Raw genomic sequence first — 17351 nt, forward strand, 5'->3', positions numbered from 1 at the left:
GCCTGCGCACATTGGACATAGACCTTAGCGCAGAACTCCGGTCCCGGTCTTCTGCCCGTTTCAACCGTATAGGACCGATATCATGGCCTTTCTTGCCGATGCTCTTTCCCGTGTGAAGCCTTCAGCCACCATCGCCGTCGCTCAGAAAGCGCGCGAGCTGAAAGCCAAAGGACGCGACGTGATCGGGCTCGGCGCCGGTGAACCGGATTTCGATACGCCTGATAATATCAAGGACGCAGCGATCGACGCGATCAAGCGCGGCGAGACGAAGTACACGCCGATCTCCGGTATCCCGGAACTGCGCAAGGCGATCGCCGCCAAGTTCAAGCGCGAGAACAATCTCGACTACACCTGGGAGCAGACGATCGTCGGCACCGGCGGCAAGCACATTCTGTTCAACGCCTTCATGGCGACGCTGAATGCCGGCGACGAGGTCGTCATCCCGACGCCTTACTGGGTTTCCTATCCTGAGATCGTCGCACTTTGCGGCGGCACGCCCGTCTTCGTCGCAACGACCCAGGAGAACAACTTCAAGCTCCAGGCAGCCGACCTCGAAAAGGCGATCACGCCGAAGACCAAGTGGTTCATGTTCAACTCGCCGTCCAACCCCTCGGGCGCCGCCTATACGCATGACGAGCTGAAGGCGCTGACCGACGTCCTCGTCAAGCATCCGCATGTCTGGGTTCTGACCGACGACATGTACGAGCACTTGACCTATGGCGACTTCAAGTTCGCGACCCCTGTCGAAGTCGAGCCGAAGCTTTACGACCGCACACTGACGATGAACGGCGTCTCCAAGGCCTATGCCATGACCGGTTGGCGCATCGGCTATGCAGCCGGACCGCTGCAGCTGATCAAGGCGATGGACATGATCCAGGGCCAGCAGACCTCGGGCACGACCTCGATCGCCCAGTGGGCAGCCGTCGAGGCGCTGAACGGTCCGCAGGACTTCATCGGGACCAACAAGAAGATCTTCGAGGGACGCCGCGATCTGGTCGTCTCGATGCTGAACCAGGCCAAGGGCATTTCCTGCCCGGTTCCGGAAGGCGCGTTCTACGTTTATCCGTCCTGCAAGGGCCTGATCGGCAAGACTGCGCCCTCGGGCAAGGTGATCGAGAACGACGAAGACTTCGTCACCGAACTGCTGGAATCCGAAGGCGTCGCCGTCGTCCACGGCTCGGCCTTCGGCCTCGGCCCGAACTTCCGTATCTCCTATGCGACCTCGGAAGACCTGCTGGAAGAAGCTTGCCGGCGCATCCAGCGCTTCTGCGGCGCTTGCAAGTAAGCGACGTCAATAATCGGAACGACAGAAGCCCGCCGGAGACGGCGGGCTTTTTGTTTGGGCAGGCGGCTGTGGAGATCGGCCGGCGCATGTGTTAGTTTTTCGCTCATGGATAGAAGAAAAGCGCTCGAAAGCTTGAAGGAGCATTCCGATGCCGTTCGCGGCATGGGCGCGACGGGCCTTTATCTTTTCGGCTCGGTGGCCCGCGATGAGCCGACTCCCGATAGCGATCTCGATATTTTCATCGACCATGAAGCCGGCTTGCATTTCTCGCTTCTCGATCTGGTCGCCATCAAGCAGTTTCTTGAGGACAAGCTCGACGTGGAAGTCGATGTCACAACCCGCGACAGCCTGCATCCGATGCTGAAGGCTGATATCGAGCAGAACGCCATCCGGGTCTTTTGATGGCGCGGAGGGCTCGCATTGACCCGACTGCAAGGCTGAACGATCTGATTTGACGATGCAGCCGCTGTAGCTAAAGTAGGCTCATGAAAACTGTATCGATAAGCGACGCCAAGAAACGGCTAACCGAACTTGCCCGCGAGGTGGAGCAGGGCGAAACGGTCGTTGTTACTCGCTACGGACGTCCGGTTTTTGATCTTGTGCCGCATAAGTCTCGCGGCGGTATCAACCTTGCCGCAGGACAAGCGTATCTGGAATCGCGCGGCATAAAGAACGCTGTTGGCTTTATCGCCGATGACTTCGACAATCCCTTGCCTGAAGACTTTCTGCTCCGGCCCCTGCCGTGACTTGATCTAAAGCCCCAGAGCCGTCAGCATCAGGAACGTTGCGAACAGGATGAAATGCGTCATGCCCTCGATGGCGTTGGTTTCGCCGTCGTTGAGGTTGATGGCGGCGGCGATCAGGGTGATGGCGACCATCACGGTCTGGACGGGCGTCATCGCCATGACGAAGGGCTGGCCGGTGTAGAGCGCGATGGCTTCCATCACCGGGACGGTCAGGATCACCGTCGAGAGCGAGGCGCCCATGGCGATGTTGACGGTTGCCTGCATGCGGTTTTTCAGCGCCGCACGAAGGGCAGTGAGGATTTCGGGGGCGGCGGAGATGGCGGCGACGACGATGGCGGTCAGGGCGATCGGAGCGCCGGTGTCGCGCAGGCCTTCGGTCATGAAGGCCGACATGAATTCGGCAAGACCGCCAATGATGACGACGCCGACCAAAATGGTGATGATCGAGGCGGATGCCGGTTCGTCAGCATGTTCCTTGTCTGCGGATCCTGCCTTCCGCTCGACGCGAGGGTAGCTGTAGCTGAAGAAATAGCTGTGCTGGCCGACCTGCATGCGCAGGAAGAGGCCGTAGAGGGCGATCATCGCGACGATGGTGAAGGCCGAGTAATAGTGCCATTTGGCTTCCGGCACGAATTCCGGGACGATCATCGAGATGCCGATGGCCGTCAGGATCATCACGCCATAGGTCTTGCCGGAGTTGTCGTTATAGGGCTGCTCGCCATGCTTCAGACCGCCGAGCAGGGCAGCGAGGCCGAGGATGCCGTTGATGTCGAGCATCAGCGCCGAATAGATCGTGTCGCGCACCAGCGTCGGCGAGCTTTCGCCGGACATCATGATGGCGAGGATGATGACTTCGACCATCACCGCCGACAGCGTCAGGATCATCGTGCCATAGGGGTCGCCGACCTTGACGGCGAGGATTTCGGCATGGTGTGCCACCCGGATCGAGGCGAGAACTATGGTGCCGACAAGGGCTGCTGCGGCGATCAGCGCGGCACCGCGGCCCATCGCCATGACGCTATGTTCGAGCCCGTAGCCGGCGATGGCGGCAAGGAACGCGACAATCAGAAATTTCTCGTCCCGCAATCGTGAAATCAGTGTCACGCCTGGCTCCGGATTTGATTCATGCGATCAATCTAAGCCGATGATTTCTTTAATCAAGATGGCGCTTCGAGGGTGCAGTTTGCGCTAATGCGAATTTAATGGAATACTGCCTCATCGGTTTGCCGGACACAATCGCGGCGTGCCCTCGTCTTCTTTTGCCACCGCGACCGGCCGGATCACTCCCGGAAGTTTTTCGTCGCGCCCACGAGAAAAAGGAGAGGTGCATGGTCAAGGTGGTTTATGAGGTTGTCCCGCATGACGGAGGCTGGGCCTACAGGCTCGGTGGCGTCTATTCCGAGGCCTTTCCGTCGCATGCCGAGGCGCTCGAAGCGGCCCGTATCGTTGCTGCCGAACAGCAGGTCGGCGGCGATTCCGCCGAGATCAGCTGGCAGGACGACAAGGGCAAGTGGCACGAGGAATATGCCGAGGGCGGCGACCGTCCGGAAACCGAAGTGGTGGATGGCCTTCTTGCCGGCCGCCGCGGGGCGGAAGCCTCTCCCGGCGCCTGAGGCGCCGGAAATCCGTCTTTCGATCGTGCGCCGTCAGGCGCGCGTGCTCACGCAATTGTCCAGATAGATCTTCAACCCTTCGACCAGGGCATCGAAGGCGGCGCGGCAGCGCGGCGAGGTCTTCAGGTTCTCGTGCATCGCCACCCAGGTGCCGATATGCATGTCCATGATGCCAGGAAGGACGCGCACGAGGTTCGGGTCGGCGTCACCGAGACCGGTCTGGCACATGCCGATGCCGCAGCCGCTTCTGATGGCGGCGAGTTGCGCCAGGTAGCTATCGGTGCGGAACGCAAAGGCGATGCCGCCGGCGGCCGGAAAGCGCTGCACCATCGTCCGCACATAGGCCGTTTGCCGGTCGAAGCCGATCAGCCGGTGATTGCCGATATCCTCAAGCGTTTCCGGTGTTCCGTGGCGCGCCAGATAGGCGCGGTGAGCGTAGCAGGCAATCGGGATGTCGCCGATGCGCCGGACGACAAGGGCATCCTGCTGCGGCTCCATCATCCTCACAGCAATGTCGGCCTCGCGGTTCAGCAGGTCCTCGACGTCATCCGATGCGGACAGCTCGATCTCGAGCGCCGGGTGGCGGTCCTGCAGGGATGCAAGGATCGGCGGGAGCACTTCGACGGCAATCACCTCGCTGGCGCTGATGCGCACCGTTCCCTCGATCCGGTCGCGGTGACCTGATGCGGCCCGCAATAGCGCCGACGAACTTGACGCCATGGTTTCAGCGAAGGGCGCCAATGCGCGGGCGGCCTCGGTCGGCAGCAATCCGCTCTGCGAGCGGGTAAACAGCTGCGTGCCGACAGCCTGCTCCAGCGCGTCGATATGGCGGCCGACGGTCGGCTGTGTCAGGCCGAGTTCGCGGGCGGCGGCCGAGAGCGATCCGTGGCGGAGCACGGTCAGAAAGGTGCGGTAGAAATCCCAGCTCGGCTCTTCGATCATAAATTTATGTATAGATGATGCATTTATTTCGTCAATTTCGTTTATTTGTCATCTGCGGGACAATCATCTCCATCAAAGGAGATCGATATGACTGAAGATCGGAAGATTGCGCTCGTGCTTGGTGCGACAGGCGGCATCGGTGGCTCGGTGGCGCGGAACCTCGCTGGACGCGGATGGCATATTCGGGCGCTTAATCGCGACGCCGCGAAGGCTTCCAGAAGCCAGCCGGCATTCGAGTGGGTACAGGGCGATGCGATGAATGCTGCTGATGTTGCCGCCGCCGCCGATGGCGCCAGCGTCATCGTCCACGGCGTCAATCCGCCAGGCTATCGCGATTGGGAAAAGCTGGTGCTGCCGATGCTCGGCAATACGATCGCCGCGGCGCGGGCAGTTGGCGCGCGGATCGTGCTGCCGGGAACGGTCTATAATTTCGGCCCGGACGCCTTTCCCATCCTGCGGGAAGATAGCCCGCAAAACCCCGTCACCCGCAAGGGCGCGATCCGTGCCGAGATGGAGAGGCGGCTGAAGCGTGCGGCGGATGCGGGGACCGGCGTCATCATCGTCCGTGCCGGCGATTTCTTCGGGCCGGGTGCGACCGGCAACAGCTGGTTTTCGCAGATCGTCGCGCCCGGAAAGCCGGTAAAGACCCTGAAGAACCCGTCGCCCAAAGGCATCGGCCATCAATGGGCCTATCTTCCGGATGTCGCCGAAACGATGGCCGAGCTTATCGAACGGGCATCCTCGCTGCCTGATTTCGCCGTCTATCACATGGACGGTTTCTGGGACCGCGACGGCAGGCAGATGGCCGAGGCGATCCGCCGCGTCTCCGGCGGGCGCGCGAAGATCGGCGCCTTTCCGTGGTGGATCGTGCCGCTTGCGGCGCCCTTCGTCACCGTCATGCGGGAGGTCAAGGAGATGGGCTACCTCTGGAAGGAGCCGATCCGCATGTCGAACGAGAAGCTTGTCGCAGAGCTTGGGCGTGAGCCGCAGACGCCTGTCGACGACGCTGTGCGGGCCTCATTGATGGCGCTCGGCTGCCTGCCGAAGCCGGCGGGATTGCTGAGCGATAGCCGCGCGGCTGTGGTGCGCTAGCCGAGTTCGGCGATGGCAATGCGGGCAATGGTGAGTTGCAGCTCGGCACTCTCCGTCGAGCCGTCGCCCAGGAACCAGGCAGCGGAAAGACCGGAATAGGCGGCGATCCATTGCAGCAGGCGGCGTGGATCGATGCCTGTATCTTCGGCGACGATGGGCAACTGGCGCTGCAGCCGGCCGGGTGTGGCAATGATCTCCAGATCCTCGTTGGCGAAGGTATTGGCGAAGTCGAAGCCGCGTTCGCCATGGAGGCCCTTGGGGTCGATCGCCAGCCAGCCGTCATCGCCGAAGTCTAGAATGTTGCTGTGATGGATGTCGCCGTGAAGCACGGTGATATCCTGAGGGGTCGCCAGAAGCTGGCGGGCGATCCGGTCGCAATCGGCGAGCGTGCCGCCATGGCGGGCGGCGGCGGGTGCAAGGTCGCGGAACCATTGTTCCAGCGGTATCAGCTTCGGCAATGGTTTGCCGCGCGAGGCATGCAGCCTCTTGGCAGTGCGGCACATGATCCGCGTTGCCTCGTCGTCGCTGCCCTGTCGCGCCATGGTCAGCAGCGAGCGGGTGCTGAGCGAGCGCTCCATGAGAACCGCATGCGCGTCATGTGCATAGACTTTGGCCGCGCCGTCGCCATCCCACCAGTCGAGCACCGCCCCGCCAGCTTGCTCGGCCTCGTCGTCGGACATTTTCAGCATCGCCGGTTTGCCGCGCCAGATGACGGGCAGGAGATTGCTGCAATGGGTGGTGATCGGCGAGCCGTCCGGGGTGAGCGCCCAGCGGGAGAGGTAGGGTTCGAACATGTGGGTGAAGGTAGTGGGCCGGGACCTGCGTTTGAAGAGTTCCGGCTCCCGCACGCCCTCATTTCTGTGCTTGTCACAGAAATCCAGCCACGGCGCGTCTGCGCGTGAATGACAGCGTTGGGGAAGTCTTCTGCCGCGCAGACGCGCGGCGCTGGATTCCTGTGACAAGCACAGGAATGAGGGAAACCGTGGAGGCGGGCCCAAAAAGAAATCCCGCCACGAAGGCGGGATCTCCAACTGTCTTTTGCAGGCTTACGCGACCTTGTCGGCCAGCGGGTAGTCGATATAGCCCTTCTGGCCGCCGCCATAGAAGGTGGTTTGATCCGGGGTGTTGAGCGGCAGGTTCTTCTCCAGGCGCTTCACCAGATCGGGATTGGCGATGAAGGGCTTGCCGAAGGCGACGAGGTCGGCACGGCCGGTTTCGACGGCGTCGATGGCCGTTGCGCGGTCGTAGCCGTTATTGACCATCCAGTCGGCCTTGCCGCCGGCCTTTTCATAGGCCTGGCACAGCGCCTTGTAGTCGAAGGACGGATTGTCGCCCTGCTTGTAGTCGCGCTCGCCGCCGGTCTGGCCCTCGACGATGTGGATATAGGCAAGGTCATATTTCGCCAGGCCTTCGACCACATGGGTGAACAGCGCCTGCGGGTTGGAATCGTAGCTGTCGTTGGAGGGTGTGACCGGCGACAGGCGGATCGCGGTGCGGCCGGCACCGATCTCCTTGGTCACGGCGTCGACCACTTCGAAGGTCAGCTTGGTGCGGTTTTCGATCGAGCCGCCATACTGGTCGGTGCGGTCGTTGATGCCGTCGCGCATGAACTGGTCGAGCAGGTAGCCGTTGGCACCATGGATTTCGACACCGTCGAAACCAGCATCGATGGCTGCGCGTGCGGCCTTGCGGTAATCCTCAATGATGCCGGGGATTTCGGAGGTTTCGAGCGCGCGGGGCTCGGACGTCTCGGCGAAGGAACCGGTGCCGTCGGTATTGACGAGATAGGTTTTGCCCTTGGCGGCGCGATTGGTGGAGGAAACAGGCTTGCCGCCATTGGGCTGCAGCGTGGTGTGCGAGATTCGGCCGACATGCCACATCTGCACGACGATCTTGCCGCCTTCGGCGTGAACAGCATCGGTGACACGCTTCCAGCCGTCGAGCGCTTCCTTGGTGTAGAGGCCGGGCACGTCGGCATATCCCTGGGCCTGATGGGTGATCGGGGTTGCTTCGGTGATGATCAGGCCGGCGGTGGCGCGCTGGCGGTAATATTCGACATTCAGGTCGTTCGGAACGGCACCCGGCGAGCGGTTGCGCGTCAGCGGCGCCATGACGATGCGGTTCTTGACGGCGATATCGCCAACCTGTGTGGGTTCAAAAAGCTTGGTCATAAAGGTATTTCCTTTTCTGGCGGGAGATCACTCGGCCGGGGCGGGGGCTGTCTTGCCCTTGGCGGAGAGATAGGTGAGTGCCGTGGCGCCGAGGCCGATAAAGGCCATCAGCGCTGCGGCCAGGGGAACGCGGGTCAGCTCGAAGCCACTCTCGATCACCATGCCGCCGGCCCAGGCACCCAGCGCATTGCCGGTGTTGAAGGCGCCGATATTGATGGTCGAGACGAGGTTCGGAGCATCCTTGCCGAAGCTGACGACGCCGACCTGCAGGGCAGGGACGGCGGCAAAGGTGGCGATCGCCCAGACGAGCAGGGTGATTTCGGCCGGGATGAAGAAGCGGCTGGTATAGCTGAAGACGATCGAGGTGACGGCGATTGCGGCGAAGACGCCGGCAAGCGTTACGCCGAGCTTCCAGTCGGCGAGCTTGCCGCCCAGCAGATTGCCGACGGTGAGACCGAGACCGATCAGGAACAGCGTCCAGGTGACGCCCTTCGGCGACAGGCCGGTAACGTCGCGCAGAAGCGGCGCGATATAGGTGAAGAGCGCGAACATCGAGGCCGAGAAGAACACGGTGGTCGACAGCGCCAGCCACAGGCGGCCGTTGCGCAGCGCCGAGATTTCGGCGAGCAGGCTGCCCTGCGTTTCGTTCTTGTCCTTCGGCAGGATGGCGATCAGGCCGAGGATGGTGACGATGCCGACGACGGTGACCACGGCAAAGGTGGAGCGCCAGCCATAGGCCTGGCCGATGGCGGTGCCGATCGGCACGCCAAGCACGTTTGCCAGCGTCAGGCCGGTAAACATCAGGGCGACGGCGCGCGCCTTGCGGTCTTCGCTGACGAGGCCGGCGGCGGCGACAGAGCCGATACCGAAGAAGGCGCCATGGCAGAGCGCGGTGACGACGCGCGCGAACATCAGCACCCAATAGTTCGGGGCGATGGCGCAGAGCATATTGCCGGCGATGAAGATCGCCATCAGCGCGATCAGCGCCGTGCGCCGCTTCAGCTTGGCGGTCGAGACGGCCATCAGCGGCGCGCCGACGGCAACAGCCAGCGCATAGCCGGTGACGAGCCAGCCTGCCTGGGGAATGTTGACGGAGAGATCGGCAGCGACCTCCGGCAACAGGCCCATGATGACGAATTCCGTGGTGCCGATCGCAAAGGAGCTCAGGGCAAGGACGAGGAGGGCGAGGGGCATGATCAAAGATCCCGGGAGAGCTGCTTGAGGAAGTCGGCGATCGTTTCTTCGTTTCGCTTGTAGAAGATCCACTGGCCAACCCTGCGGGTGGTCACTAGGCCGGCGCGGTGCAGGGTGCCGAGATGCGAGGAGACGGTGGATTGCGACAGACCGCAACGTTCGAACTGGCTGGCGCAGACACCCATTTCCAGCGGATGCTCCTGAGACTTGAAATGTGCCTCGGGATTCTTCAGCCAGTTGAGGATTTCCATCCGTGTCGGATGAGAAAGCGCCTTGAGGATTTCGTCCTTATCCATCGTTCCGTGCCGATCCGTAAATCGAAATTTCCCGATATATGGATCGACGGTCTACGATATGCAAGTCACGACGGTGTGAGCTCCTGCGAGATATTTTTCTGATTAAATTTTAAGCAAAAAAAGAGGGCCACCGGAAAGCCGGGGCCCTTTAAAGGTGTGAAGGTCAATAAACCTCCAGAGGGGAACAGCTAATGCGGTGGCACTGGGAGAGAACCACGAAATGCATCAGCTATGTGCGATATGGTGGTTTATTGGGCAGGTTGCAATGCACTTTTGTGCATGCCTGCTATGCGCTGCACAAATTATGCTGCGGTGCAGCGAATTTTGGGCAAAAAAAGAGGGCCACCGAAAGCTCGGGGCCCTTTTAAGGTGTGAAGGTCAAAAACCTCCAGAGGGGAACAGCTAATGCGGCGGAACTGGGAGGAAAAGCCGCCATGTGCATCAGCTATGTGCGATATGGTGTTTAAATGGGCAAACGGCAACCCCCTTTTGTGCATGTCAGTCATGCGTGAGTTGCATAGTCGGCAATTTATTCCAGGAAACGCCGCCTAGAAGTTCCAGTTTCTGGCCTTGGTGACGATGAAATCGCGGAAGGCCTTGAGCTTCGCGGCGTTCTTGATTTCATCGGGATAGCAGAAATAGGTATCGAAGGACGGCACGTCCGCATTGATCGCCAGCTGGATCAGGCCGGGGTCGCGGCCGACGATATAATCCGGCATGCAGGCGACGCCCATGCCGAGCAGGCAGGCGCGCTTGATCGAGGTCTGGCTGTTGATCTGCAGATGCGGAATGCGCTTGTTGTCCGACGAGCGGCCGGCGATCTCCAGCCAGTTGACGTCGAGCAGGTAGTTCGGCGCCGGCTCACCGAAGGTGATGATGCGGTGATTGTCGAGATCCTCCACCGTCTGCGGCTCGCCGTAACGGTTGATGTAGGAGGGGGCCGCATAGACGTGCATATGCACGGTGAACAGCTTGCGCTGGATGAGGTCCGACTGCTGTGGCTGGCGTAGGCGAATGGCGCAATCGGCGTGGCGCATGTTCACGTCGACTTCCTCGTTGTCGAGGATCAGCTGGATCTGAACATCCGGATAGAGCTGCATGAACTCCTGGATCTTGTCCGTCAGCCAGCCCTGGCCCAGACCGACCGTCGTCGTGACGCGCAGCTTGCCGGACGGCGTTTCCGTCGTTTCGGTAAGCTGCATCTTCACGGTTTCGAGCTTCAGCAGCACGTCATGCGCGGTGCGATACAGAAGCTCGCCCTGTTCCGTCAGGATCAGGCCGCGCGCGTGGCGGTGAAACAGCTTGGTGCCGACATCCTGCTCCAGCGCGCTGACCTGGCGGCTGATGGCGGATTGAGACAGATGCAGTTTATCGGCCGCATGCGTGAATGAACCCGCTTCGGCAGCTGCGTGAAAAATACGCAGCTTGTCCCAATCCAATGGCATTCCCCCACCCCTCATAGCCATGCTTACTCCGCGGCCACGGCAACGGGCATGTGGCCCGTCAGATATCGCTCGGCCTCGAGCGCGGCCATGCAGCCGAGACCGGCGGCGGTGATCGCCTGCCGGAAGGTATCATCCGTCACGTCGCCGGCAGCATAGACACCCTCTATGCTGGTTGCGGTGGAATCGGGGGCAGTCCAGAGATAGCCGTTGTCCTTGAGCTTCAGCTTGCCCTTGAAGAGTTCGGTGGCCGGCGCGTGGCCGATCGCCACGAAGACGCCGTCGATGACGGTATCGGAGATTGCGCCGGTGCGCGTATCGCGCAGCCTGACGCCCGAAACCGACGGCGGCATCGGCGGCTTGGCCGGGGTGCCGGTGATTTCGGCGATCTCGGTATTCCAGAGAATCTTGACGTTTTCCTTGGCGAACAGGCGCTCCTGCAGGATTTTTTCCGAGCGGAAGCTGTCGCGGCGGTGCACGACCGTGACCGACTTGGCGATGTTCGAGAGATAAAGCGCTTCCTCGACGGCGCTGTTGCCGCCGCCAACGACGATGACGTCCTTGTTGCGGTAGAAGAAACCATCGCAGGTGGCGCAGGCAGACACGCCAAAGCCCTGGAAATGCTGCTCGCTCTCGATGCCGAGCCACTTGGCCTTGGCGCCGGTGGCGATGATCAGCGTATCGGCGGTCCAGACCTGGCCGCTGTCGGTGCGGGCGACGAAGGGGCGCTGGTTCATCTCGACTTCGGTGACGAGGTCGTTGACGATTTCGGCGCCGACGTGCTTGGCCTGCTGCAGCATCTGCTCCATCAGCCACGGGCCCTGGATCGGATCGGCAAAACCCGGATAATTCTCGACGTCGGTCGTGATCATCAGCTGGCCGCCTTGCTCCATGCCTGCAATCAGCACCGGCTTCAGCATCGCACGCGCCGCATAGACGGCAGCCGTATAGCCGGCAGGGCCGGAGCCGATGATGAGCACCTTCGTGTGGCGGGCGGACATGTCTGATTTCCTTTCGACTGGCGGGGACGCTGCGGCTAGAGAGCGAATGAGGCCGTTTCGCGTTCCTCGCTCATTTATGAACGTCCAGTGCTTTTATTCAAGGGCAGCCTTGCATTACCAACAAGGCATTGCGATCTGCTGTGCAAGAATCCACCGCGACGGCGAAACATTCTTGCCTATTACGGCACTTTATATAGAAGCTGGCGCGACCGAATTAAAGAAAGGCTAAGGCTCTGTGCGTGCCGAACTCGATGTCATCGACATAAAGATTCTGAGAGAGCTGCAGGCGGACGGCCGCATGACCAATGTCGAGCTCGCCGACCGGGTCGGCATCTCGGCGCCGCCCTGCCTTCGCCGCGTACGCAAGCTCGAGGAAGCCGGTATCATCGAGGGCTACCACGCGATGCTGAACAGCCCGAAGCTCGGCTTCGACCTCGTCGCCTTCTGCATGGTCGGCCTGAAGCACCAGTCCGAAGCCAACCTGAAAGCCTTCGCCGCCGCCACGTCCAACTGGCCGCTGGTCCGCCAGGCCTGGATGGTCTCCGGCGACAGCGACTTCCTGCTGCATTGCGTGGCGGAGAATTTGACCCGCTTCCAAGACTTCGTGATCGAGGTGCTGACGGCGAACGAGCATGTCGATACCGTGCGCACGATGCTGACGATCCGGCAGGTCAAGCGGTTGGGACTGGTTGAGGTTTAAGGGGCAGGCTATGCTCACTGCCGAAAATACGCTGCTTTGCATCTTCTCCTACAATATGGGGCAGACCTTGGAGCGGTGTATCTTGTCGACGCTCAAGATGTGCCCGGGCTTTGATCTGGCGATCATCGATGATCAGAGCGAGGACGAACAGACGAGGGCGGTCATCCACAGGCATCGCGGTTCGTTCCGGTATTGCCTGACATCGGAAGGTGCCAAAGAAGGGCGCCGCCACGGCCACTTATACAACAACATTCAAAGAATGTGCGAGCTGGCAGGCGCTCAGGGCTACGAGTATATCTTCCTGATCCAGGACGACATGCAGTTCGTGCGGCCGATGGATGAGGCTATTTGCCAGCAATATTACGATCTGTTCAACAGCGATAAAATGGTTCTGCAGGTCGATCCCCGGTTCCTGCGGAAGGGATACGAATATGAAATATTGGAGCCGCAGCGCGCTTACGCGTTTCCTGCAGGCGACCCGCGCCGCTCCTATGCTGACGTAGGCATCATCCGGCTATCTGTGCTGAATTCGCTCAAGTGGGAATTTCGCGACAGCGAAGCCGACAACAAGAAAATGTTGAGCCGTTTGGGATGCGTCCGGTTGTTTCCCTTCACCCCGATCATGATGCATGTACCGTTTCCGGTCTCATATCGCGGCGGCAAGAAGAAGCGTTCGCTTCTGCCGTTTTACCGGGGGACCTACGAGTTTCATGAGCTTTCGCAGCGTCAAAAGCGTGCGATGGATGAGCGGGATCTGTCTGACATCCCTTATTTTAGAAAGTTTCTGCGGCCGAAGAACATGTATCTGGCCCGGCTCGTCTATGCGCTGGTGACCGATGCATCAGCGCTTAGATGATCGGGGCGCGTCTGTGAGCAGAGGAACCTTGCAGCGGCTGACCAATCGCTTCAGCGCTAAACTGGAGAAGAGGCGAGGCCGCGTGGTCGGAAAGTTTCGCCGGCTGTTTGGCCTGACCTATGTGTCGCCGTTGAGCGAGGCCGATATGTTCGAAGCCCTCCGGTTCAAGTCCGTCGCCTTGGTTGGCAATGCGCGTAGCCTGTCTGAGAGTGATTTCGGCGCGTCGATCGATAGCCACGACCTTGTCATTCGCTGCAATCAGGCGCCTATGCCTGACAAGCGTTCTCACGGGGCGAGAACAGACTGGATTGCGACCAGCATAGAACTCGATCGCCAGATCATGGCGCAAAAGGGAGCCAGCCACCTGTTGTGGATGTCGCCGCCACGCAACGCGCTACCGGGCTGGATATTGAAATGGCCGAATTTTTTCCTTTACCCGCCTGCGAGCCACAAGGCACTCTGCGCTAAAGTTGGCAATAGGCCGACGACAGGACTGATGCTGGTTGATCTGCTCGAACGTTCGCCATGCCTGGCGGTGTCGCTCTATGGCTTTGATTTCTATCGGAGCCTTTCATTGTCCAACGAGCATAACAGCCGCGAGACACCGCACGACTACGGCACAGAGGAAAGCTATGTCCGGAAGCTTCTGGCTTCCGATCACCGATTCTCGCTGAATATCAATGCTTGAATATTGAGGGCGCAGGCGGCGTAATTTCGTCATCGCCGATCGTCAGCCAGAGCCCGAATGCGATCGAAAAGTTTGGAAGCATCGATGCTGGCCCGGTGGAGGGCACTGGCGATCGCTTTTTCTTCTTCCGATGTGTAGGCAAACTCTTCCGGCCTTCTCAAACGCTCCTGAAGCTGTCCGATTTCGGTCAGGCGGCTGTCATCTAGGCCAAGGTCTTTGAGCAGGGCTTTTGTCTTCCAGGAGTTGGATTTCAGAGCCAGGAAGGGCGTGCCTGACAGAATGCAGAGGCATACGGCATGAAAACGGCCTGTCACATGCAGGTAGCCATGCTGAAGCGCATTGATGAAACCGGCTTCGTCCTTGTTGAACCAGACGTTGCGCCTCCGCAGTCTGAAAGCTTCTGCATGGAGGCGAATGTAGGCCTCGCGTAACATTTTCAGCGGTGCTGGGAAATGTGGTTTGCTGGCCTTGATGGTCTTGAGGATTGGCAGCAAACGCGCGTCAGGGCGGGATGCAGCCAGATCAAGCAGGGCTTTCGATACCTCTCGAGACACTGAATCTCCAACAAGAAGCATATCGCGCGCAACTGTGGCATTGGGGCTGATGGGGTCGCTGCAAAGCGAGAGGTCCGGCAGGAAGTCGATCTTTCGGCCAGCGGCAGCGGATGCGGCCTCGGCGCTCCAGGAATCGCGGGTCGATATCAAATCTATGCGCTCAAGATATCGAGCCCACTCCGGCGGGTTTTCCTGGTAGAGCGCATTGATCAGGGCGACCGGCTTTTTGCCGCGCGCCGGATGGGTGGCGATCCGCAATAAACGCTCGCCGGCGCGCGCTCCATGATGCAGTGTACCCTCGCCATTGATGATGATGAGGTCGCATTCAGCGATGGCACGCAAAAGCGGCTTGTCGTGTTCCCAGTTGTTGCGGACAATGCTCCGCGCGGCAATGTTGATTCTGCGACTGACGAGATTGTCTTCGATGGTTCGCATCACACGGAAACAGCCGAAATGATTGTCGCCGCGCGTATCGTTCAAAATGACTGCATTTATTGACAATTCGGTGCCTTCCCAGGTCGCCATCTATTGAACTATCGATGCCTTTAAAGCGTTTACGCTCTCGCAGAATACCTATCAACTTTTGCATGCTTGACGCCTGCCGGTGCGTTTGCGATTTCCTGTTTGAATGGCAAAGTAAATGGTGGGCAAGGAAGGCCTTATTGTGCTGGGATCCGAACGGCCGTGGCGCCGGTCCATCTTTAGAATTCTTATGTACGTTCTGTGGGGTAGAAGCGGAGCGCACACTCAGGACTGGCTACCCGGCCTCTCTTTGACCATTCCACAGCAGCCATTTGAGACAGGAACGATCGTCTATCGCGGCAATAGCATTTCGCCCCTGTTGCACCCCGCTGTCTTGAAGAACTCTGCAAGTCAGGAAATTTTCATCATCGGCTCGGGCCCTTCTCTGCGGTCGAACGATTTGTCCCTTATTGGTCCGCGCACGGCTATCCTGCTGAACGGGGCGATCAGCCTGTTGACGGAAGGGATCGATGCGCCCCTCGCTATCGCTATAGAGGATGAGCGCTTTGTCTGGAGGCATTTCCAGCTTATGGCCGAAAAGATTGGGGCGGGAAGTACCTGCCTGTTTTCGACGGCGGTTATCCGCGCCATATGCGAAATCAATGACGACTGGCTTGCTGACAAGACCGTGATCCTGATCGACAACATTCGCAAACCTTACGGCGGCAAGCGGCGGGAATATTATCAGTTGGCTGACCTGGACTTCGTACGGGTCCATGCCGACGAGGCCGGATTTTCATCCGACCCATCCAAAGGTGTCTTTCAAGGTGGTTCGGTGGCGATTAGCGCGTTTCAGTTTGCTGCTTACTGCAACCCGGCGACCATCGGTTTCTTTGGCGTCGATATTTCCAATGCAAACGGGCCGCGCTTCTACGAGAGAATTGGTAGCATCGCGAAGTCGGGAATAGCGCATGCGAAACGGCGTATTCTCGCCCACATCGTGCTTGGGATCGGCGTCTGTATCGCTCAAGGGACTGAAGTACTGAATTTCTCGCCGATTTCCGCACTGTCTGAATGCGGATTGCCGTATGATTCACGCTATGCCTGGGCTTCCGCGCAGAAGGATGATTTGGCCGTCGAACATAGTGAATGATGCGTATCGTTCGTGAATTCAGACGCTAAGCCGTGCTCTGGGCGGTCTGCCGCGCAGATTCGAGTTTTTCAAGCGCGGCCAGTAATTTGCGTCAAACGGAGCGGTAGACGGCGGCGATGCGCTTGGCTTCCATGTCGATCTGAAAATCTTCAAGAACGTGGGAAAGCCCTTTTTCGGCCAGCGTTTCGCGCAGCGGCATATCATCCATGTACAGCGCTGCCGCGCTTGCCATCGCCTCGAGGCTGTCGCGTGCAATCATGGCCTCCGGGCCATCGCCGCTATTCATCAGCAGCTCCGGAAACGCCCCAACATCCGTGGCGATGACAGGCACGCCCGATGCCATCGCTTCCAGCGGCGTCAGGCCGAAGCCCTCCCAGCGTTGGGGGGCGATGAAGAGGTCGAGGGCGCGGTACCACTCGTTGATATCGGTGTGCTCGCCGACGAAAAGGATGCGGTCTGTAAGGCCTGTTGCGGTGACGCGGGTTTTCAGGCGATTTTCGAAATCGATATGCTTGGCGGTGGCGCGACCGGCGATGATGGCGATCCAGTCCGGGCGATCCGGGAGGAGGCGGATCATCGTGTCAACGAAGAGGTCGGTGCCCTTCTGATGCCGCACACGGCCGAAGCAGCCGGCGATTTTCTTCGTGGAGTCGAGGCCGACGGCTGCCTTTGCCGCCGCCTTGTCAGCAGGCGGAGAGAAGCGGGCAGTGTCGATGCCGTGAAGGATGACGGTGTTCGCGACTTCGAGATAGGCCGAGGTCTTGCCGCTGGTGGCGATCACCGCGTCCATCTTCGAGATCAGCCATTTGGTCCAGCCGGTATGCTTGCGCTGGGAGGCCGAGGTGAAGACGATCTTCAGCTTCATGCGCAGCAGATCGCGCATGATGATCGCCGGCAGCATCTCGACATTGCGCCGCGCGTGCCAGACGCGGTGTTTCCTGCCTGCTGGCGGCGTCCAGAGATGGATGAGGTCGCGGAAGCGGATATGCGGCAGGCTTGCGGGCAGGCCGGGGCCGAGGGCGGCGATCTTCTGGCCGAGCGCCCGCTGCACGGGAATCAACTGGATGATCGTCGACGTGACGCCGGACAGGCGCCGCTTGAAGTTCGGCGCGATGATCTCGACGTCACGGATATCGATGATGGCGGGGTCGCGATC

General features: G+C 60.2%; 19 protein-coding genes. 9 read left to right on the forward strand and 10 right to left on the reverse strand.

From position 1 onward, the window contains the following. Window positions 1–82 precede the first annotated feature (82 nt). The 3 genes from AB4Z25_RS01325 (at window position 83) to AB4Z25_RS01335 (ending at window position 2031) form a co-directional block, all read left to right on the forward strand. Window positions 83–1285: a pyridoxal phosphate-dependent aminotransferase gene (locus AB4Z25_RS01325; RefSeq protein ID WP_112537847.1), complete on the forward strand. Its 1203-nt coding sequence runs from the start codon at window positions 83–85 to the stop codon at window positions 1283–1285. 105 nt (window positions 1286–1390) lie between these two features. Next, complete coding sequence (locus tag AB4Z25_RS01330) at window positions 1391–1687, forward strand: nucleotidyltransferase domain-containing protein (RefSeq protein WP_112537846.1); 297 nt, start codon at window positions 1391–1393, stop codon at window positions 1685–1687. Window positions 1688–1770: 83 nt separating this feature from the next. Beyond that, complete coding sequence (locus AB4Z25_RS01335) at window positions 1771–2031, forward strand: type II toxin-antitoxin system Phd/YefM family antitoxin (RefSeq protein WP_442207815.1); 261 nt, start codon at window positions 1771–1773, stop codon at window positions 2029–2031. A gap of 6 nt (window positions 2032–2037) precedes the next feature. Here AB4Z25_RS01335 and AB4Z25_RS01340 read toward each other — a convergent pair whose 3' ends face one another. Then, window positions 2038–3135, reverse strand: coding sequence for a calcium:proton antiporter (locus AB4Z25_RS01340; RefSeq protein WP_112537844.1), 1098 nt, complete (start codon window positions 3133–3135; stop codon window positions 2038–2040). Window positions 3136–3359: 224 nt separating this feature from the next. Between AB4Z25_RS01340 and AB4Z25_RS01345 the strand changes: the two genes are divergently transcribed. Next, window positions 3360–3644, forward strand: a complete 285-nt coding sequence (locus AB4Z25_RS01345; protein ID WP_112537843.1) for a DUF2188 domain-containing protein — start codon at window positions 3360–3362, stop codon at window positions 3642–3644. A 33-nt stretch (window positions 3645–3677) separates the two neighbouring features. On the opposite strand, the gene AB4Z25_RS01350 is transcribed toward AB4Z25_RS01345, so the two are convergent. Beyond that, a complete protein-coding gene (locus AB4Z25_RS01350) occupies window positions 3678–4586 on the reverse strand; it encodes a LysR family transcriptional regulator (RefSeq protein ID WP_112537842.1) in 909 nt (302 codons plus the stop codon). Between the two features lie 87 nt (window positions 4587–4673). Between AB4Z25_RS01350 and AB4Z25_RS01355 the strand changes: the two genes are divergently transcribed. Continuing rightward, entirely contained in the window at window positions 4674–5678 is a 1005-nt protein-coding gene (locus AB4Z25_RS01355) for an NAD(P)H-binding protein (RefSeq protein ID WP_112537841.1), read from the forward strand. On the opposite strand, the gene AB4Z25_RS01360 is transcribed toward AB4Z25_RS01355, so the two are convergent. From AB4Z25_RS01360 to trxB, 6 genes are all read right to left on the reverse strand, one after another. Then, window positions 5675–6472 carry an aminoglycoside phosphotransferase family protein gene (locus tag AB4Z25_RS01360; protein WP_112537840.1) on the reverse strand — a complete coding sequence of 266 codons (798 nt, stop codon included), beginning with the start codon at window positions 6470–6472 and terminating at the stop codon, window positions 5675–5677. The genes AB4Z25_RS01355 and AB4Z25_RS01360 overlap by 4 nt on opposite strands. A gap of 252 nt (window positions 6473–6724) precedes the next feature. Further along, window positions 6725–7849 carry an alkene reductase gene (locus AB4Z25_RS01365; RefSeq protein ID WP_112537839.1) on the reverse strand — a complete coding sequence of 375 codons (1125 nt, stop codon included), beginning with the start codon at window positions 7847–7849 and terminating at the stop codon, window positions 6725–6727. A gap of 27 nt (window positions 7850–7876) precedes the next feature. Beyond that, a complete protein-coding gene (locus tag AB4Z25_RS01370; RefSeq protein ID WP_112537838.1) occupies window positions 7877–9043 on the reverse strand; it encodes an MFS transporter in 1167 nt (388 codons plus the stop codon). Window positions 9044–9045: 2 nt separating this feature from the next. After that, window positions 9046–9339: a metalloregulator ArsR/SmtB family transcription factor gene (locus AB4Z25_RS01375; RefSeq protein ID WP_112386303.1), complete on the reverse strand. Its 294-nt coding sequence runs from the start codon at window positions 9337–9339 to the stop codon at window positions 9046–9048. A 548-nt stretch (window positions 9340–9887) separates the two neighbouring features. Next, complete coding sequence (locus AB4Z25_RS01380; RefSeq protein ID WP_112386304.1) at window positions 9888–10784, reverse strand: LysR family transcriptional regulator VtlR; 897 nt, start codon at window positions 10782–10784, stop codon at window positions 9888–9890. 23 nt (window positions 10785–10807) lie between these two features. After that, window positions 10808–11782, reverse strand: a complete 975-nt coding sequence (gene trxB / locus AB4Z25_RS01385) for a thioredoxin-disulfide reductase (protein WP_112386305.1) — start codon at window positions 11780–11782, stop codon at window positions 10808–10810. Between the two features lie 235 nt (window positions 11783–12017). Between trxB and AB4Z25_RS01390 the strand changes: the two genes are divergently transcribed. The 3 genes from AB4Z25_RS01390 to AB4Z25_RS01400 are packed head-to-tail and all read left to right on the forward strand — an operon-like array spanning window position 12018 to window position 14026. Then, complete coding sequence (locus tag AB4Z25_RS01390; RefSeq protein WP_112386306.1) at window positions 12018–12482, forward strand: Lrp/AsnC family transcriptional regulator; 465 nt, start codon at window positions 12018–12020, stop codon at window positions 12480–12482. Window positions 12483–12492: 10 nt separating this feature from the next. Beyond that, entirely contained in the window at window positions 12493–13338 is an 846-nt protein-coding gene (locus AB4Z25_RS01395; protein WP_112537837.1) for a hypothetical protein, read from the forward strand. 28 nt (window positions 13339–13366) lie between these two features. After that, window positions 13367–14026, forward strand: a complete 660-nt coding sequence (locus tag AB4Z25_RS01400; protein ID WP_162698680.1) for a glycosyltransferase family 29 protein — start codon at window positions 13367–13369, stop codon at window positions 14024–14026. 29 nt (window positions 14027–14055) lie between these two features. Here the strand turns inward: AB4Z25_RS01400 and AB4Z25_RS01405 are convergent, their stop codons facing one another. After that, entirely contained in the window at window positions 14056–15105 is a 1050-nt protein-coding gene (locus AB4Z25_RS01405; protein ID WP_112537835.1) for a polysaccharide pyruvyl transferase family protein, read from the reverse strand. Between the two features lie 115 nt (window positions 15106–15220). On the opposite strand from AB4Z25_RS01405, the gene AB4Z25_RS01410 reads away from it, so the two are divergent. Further along, complete coding sequence (locus tag AB4Z25_RS01410) at window positions 15221–16195, forward strand: glycosyl transferase (RefSeq protein ID WP_112537834.1); 975 nt, start codon at window positions 15221–15223, stop codon at window positions 16193–16195. Between the two features lie 91 nt (window positions 16196–16286). On the opposite strand, the gene AB4Z25_RS01415 is transcribed toward AB4Z25_RS01410, so the two are convergent. After that, window positions 16287–17336, reverse strand: coding sequence for a glycosyltransferase family 4 protein (locus AB4Z25_RS01415; protein WP_112538011.1), 1050 nt, complete (start codon window positions 17334–17336; stop codon window positions 16287–16289). Window positions 17337–17351: the final 15 nt, after the last annotated feature.

Origin of the sequence: Rhizobium sp. RAF36 (assembly GCF_052114105.1) — a bacterium.
GTDB lineage: Bacteria > Pseudomonadota > Alphaproteobacteria > Rhizobiales > Rhizobiaceae > Rhizobium.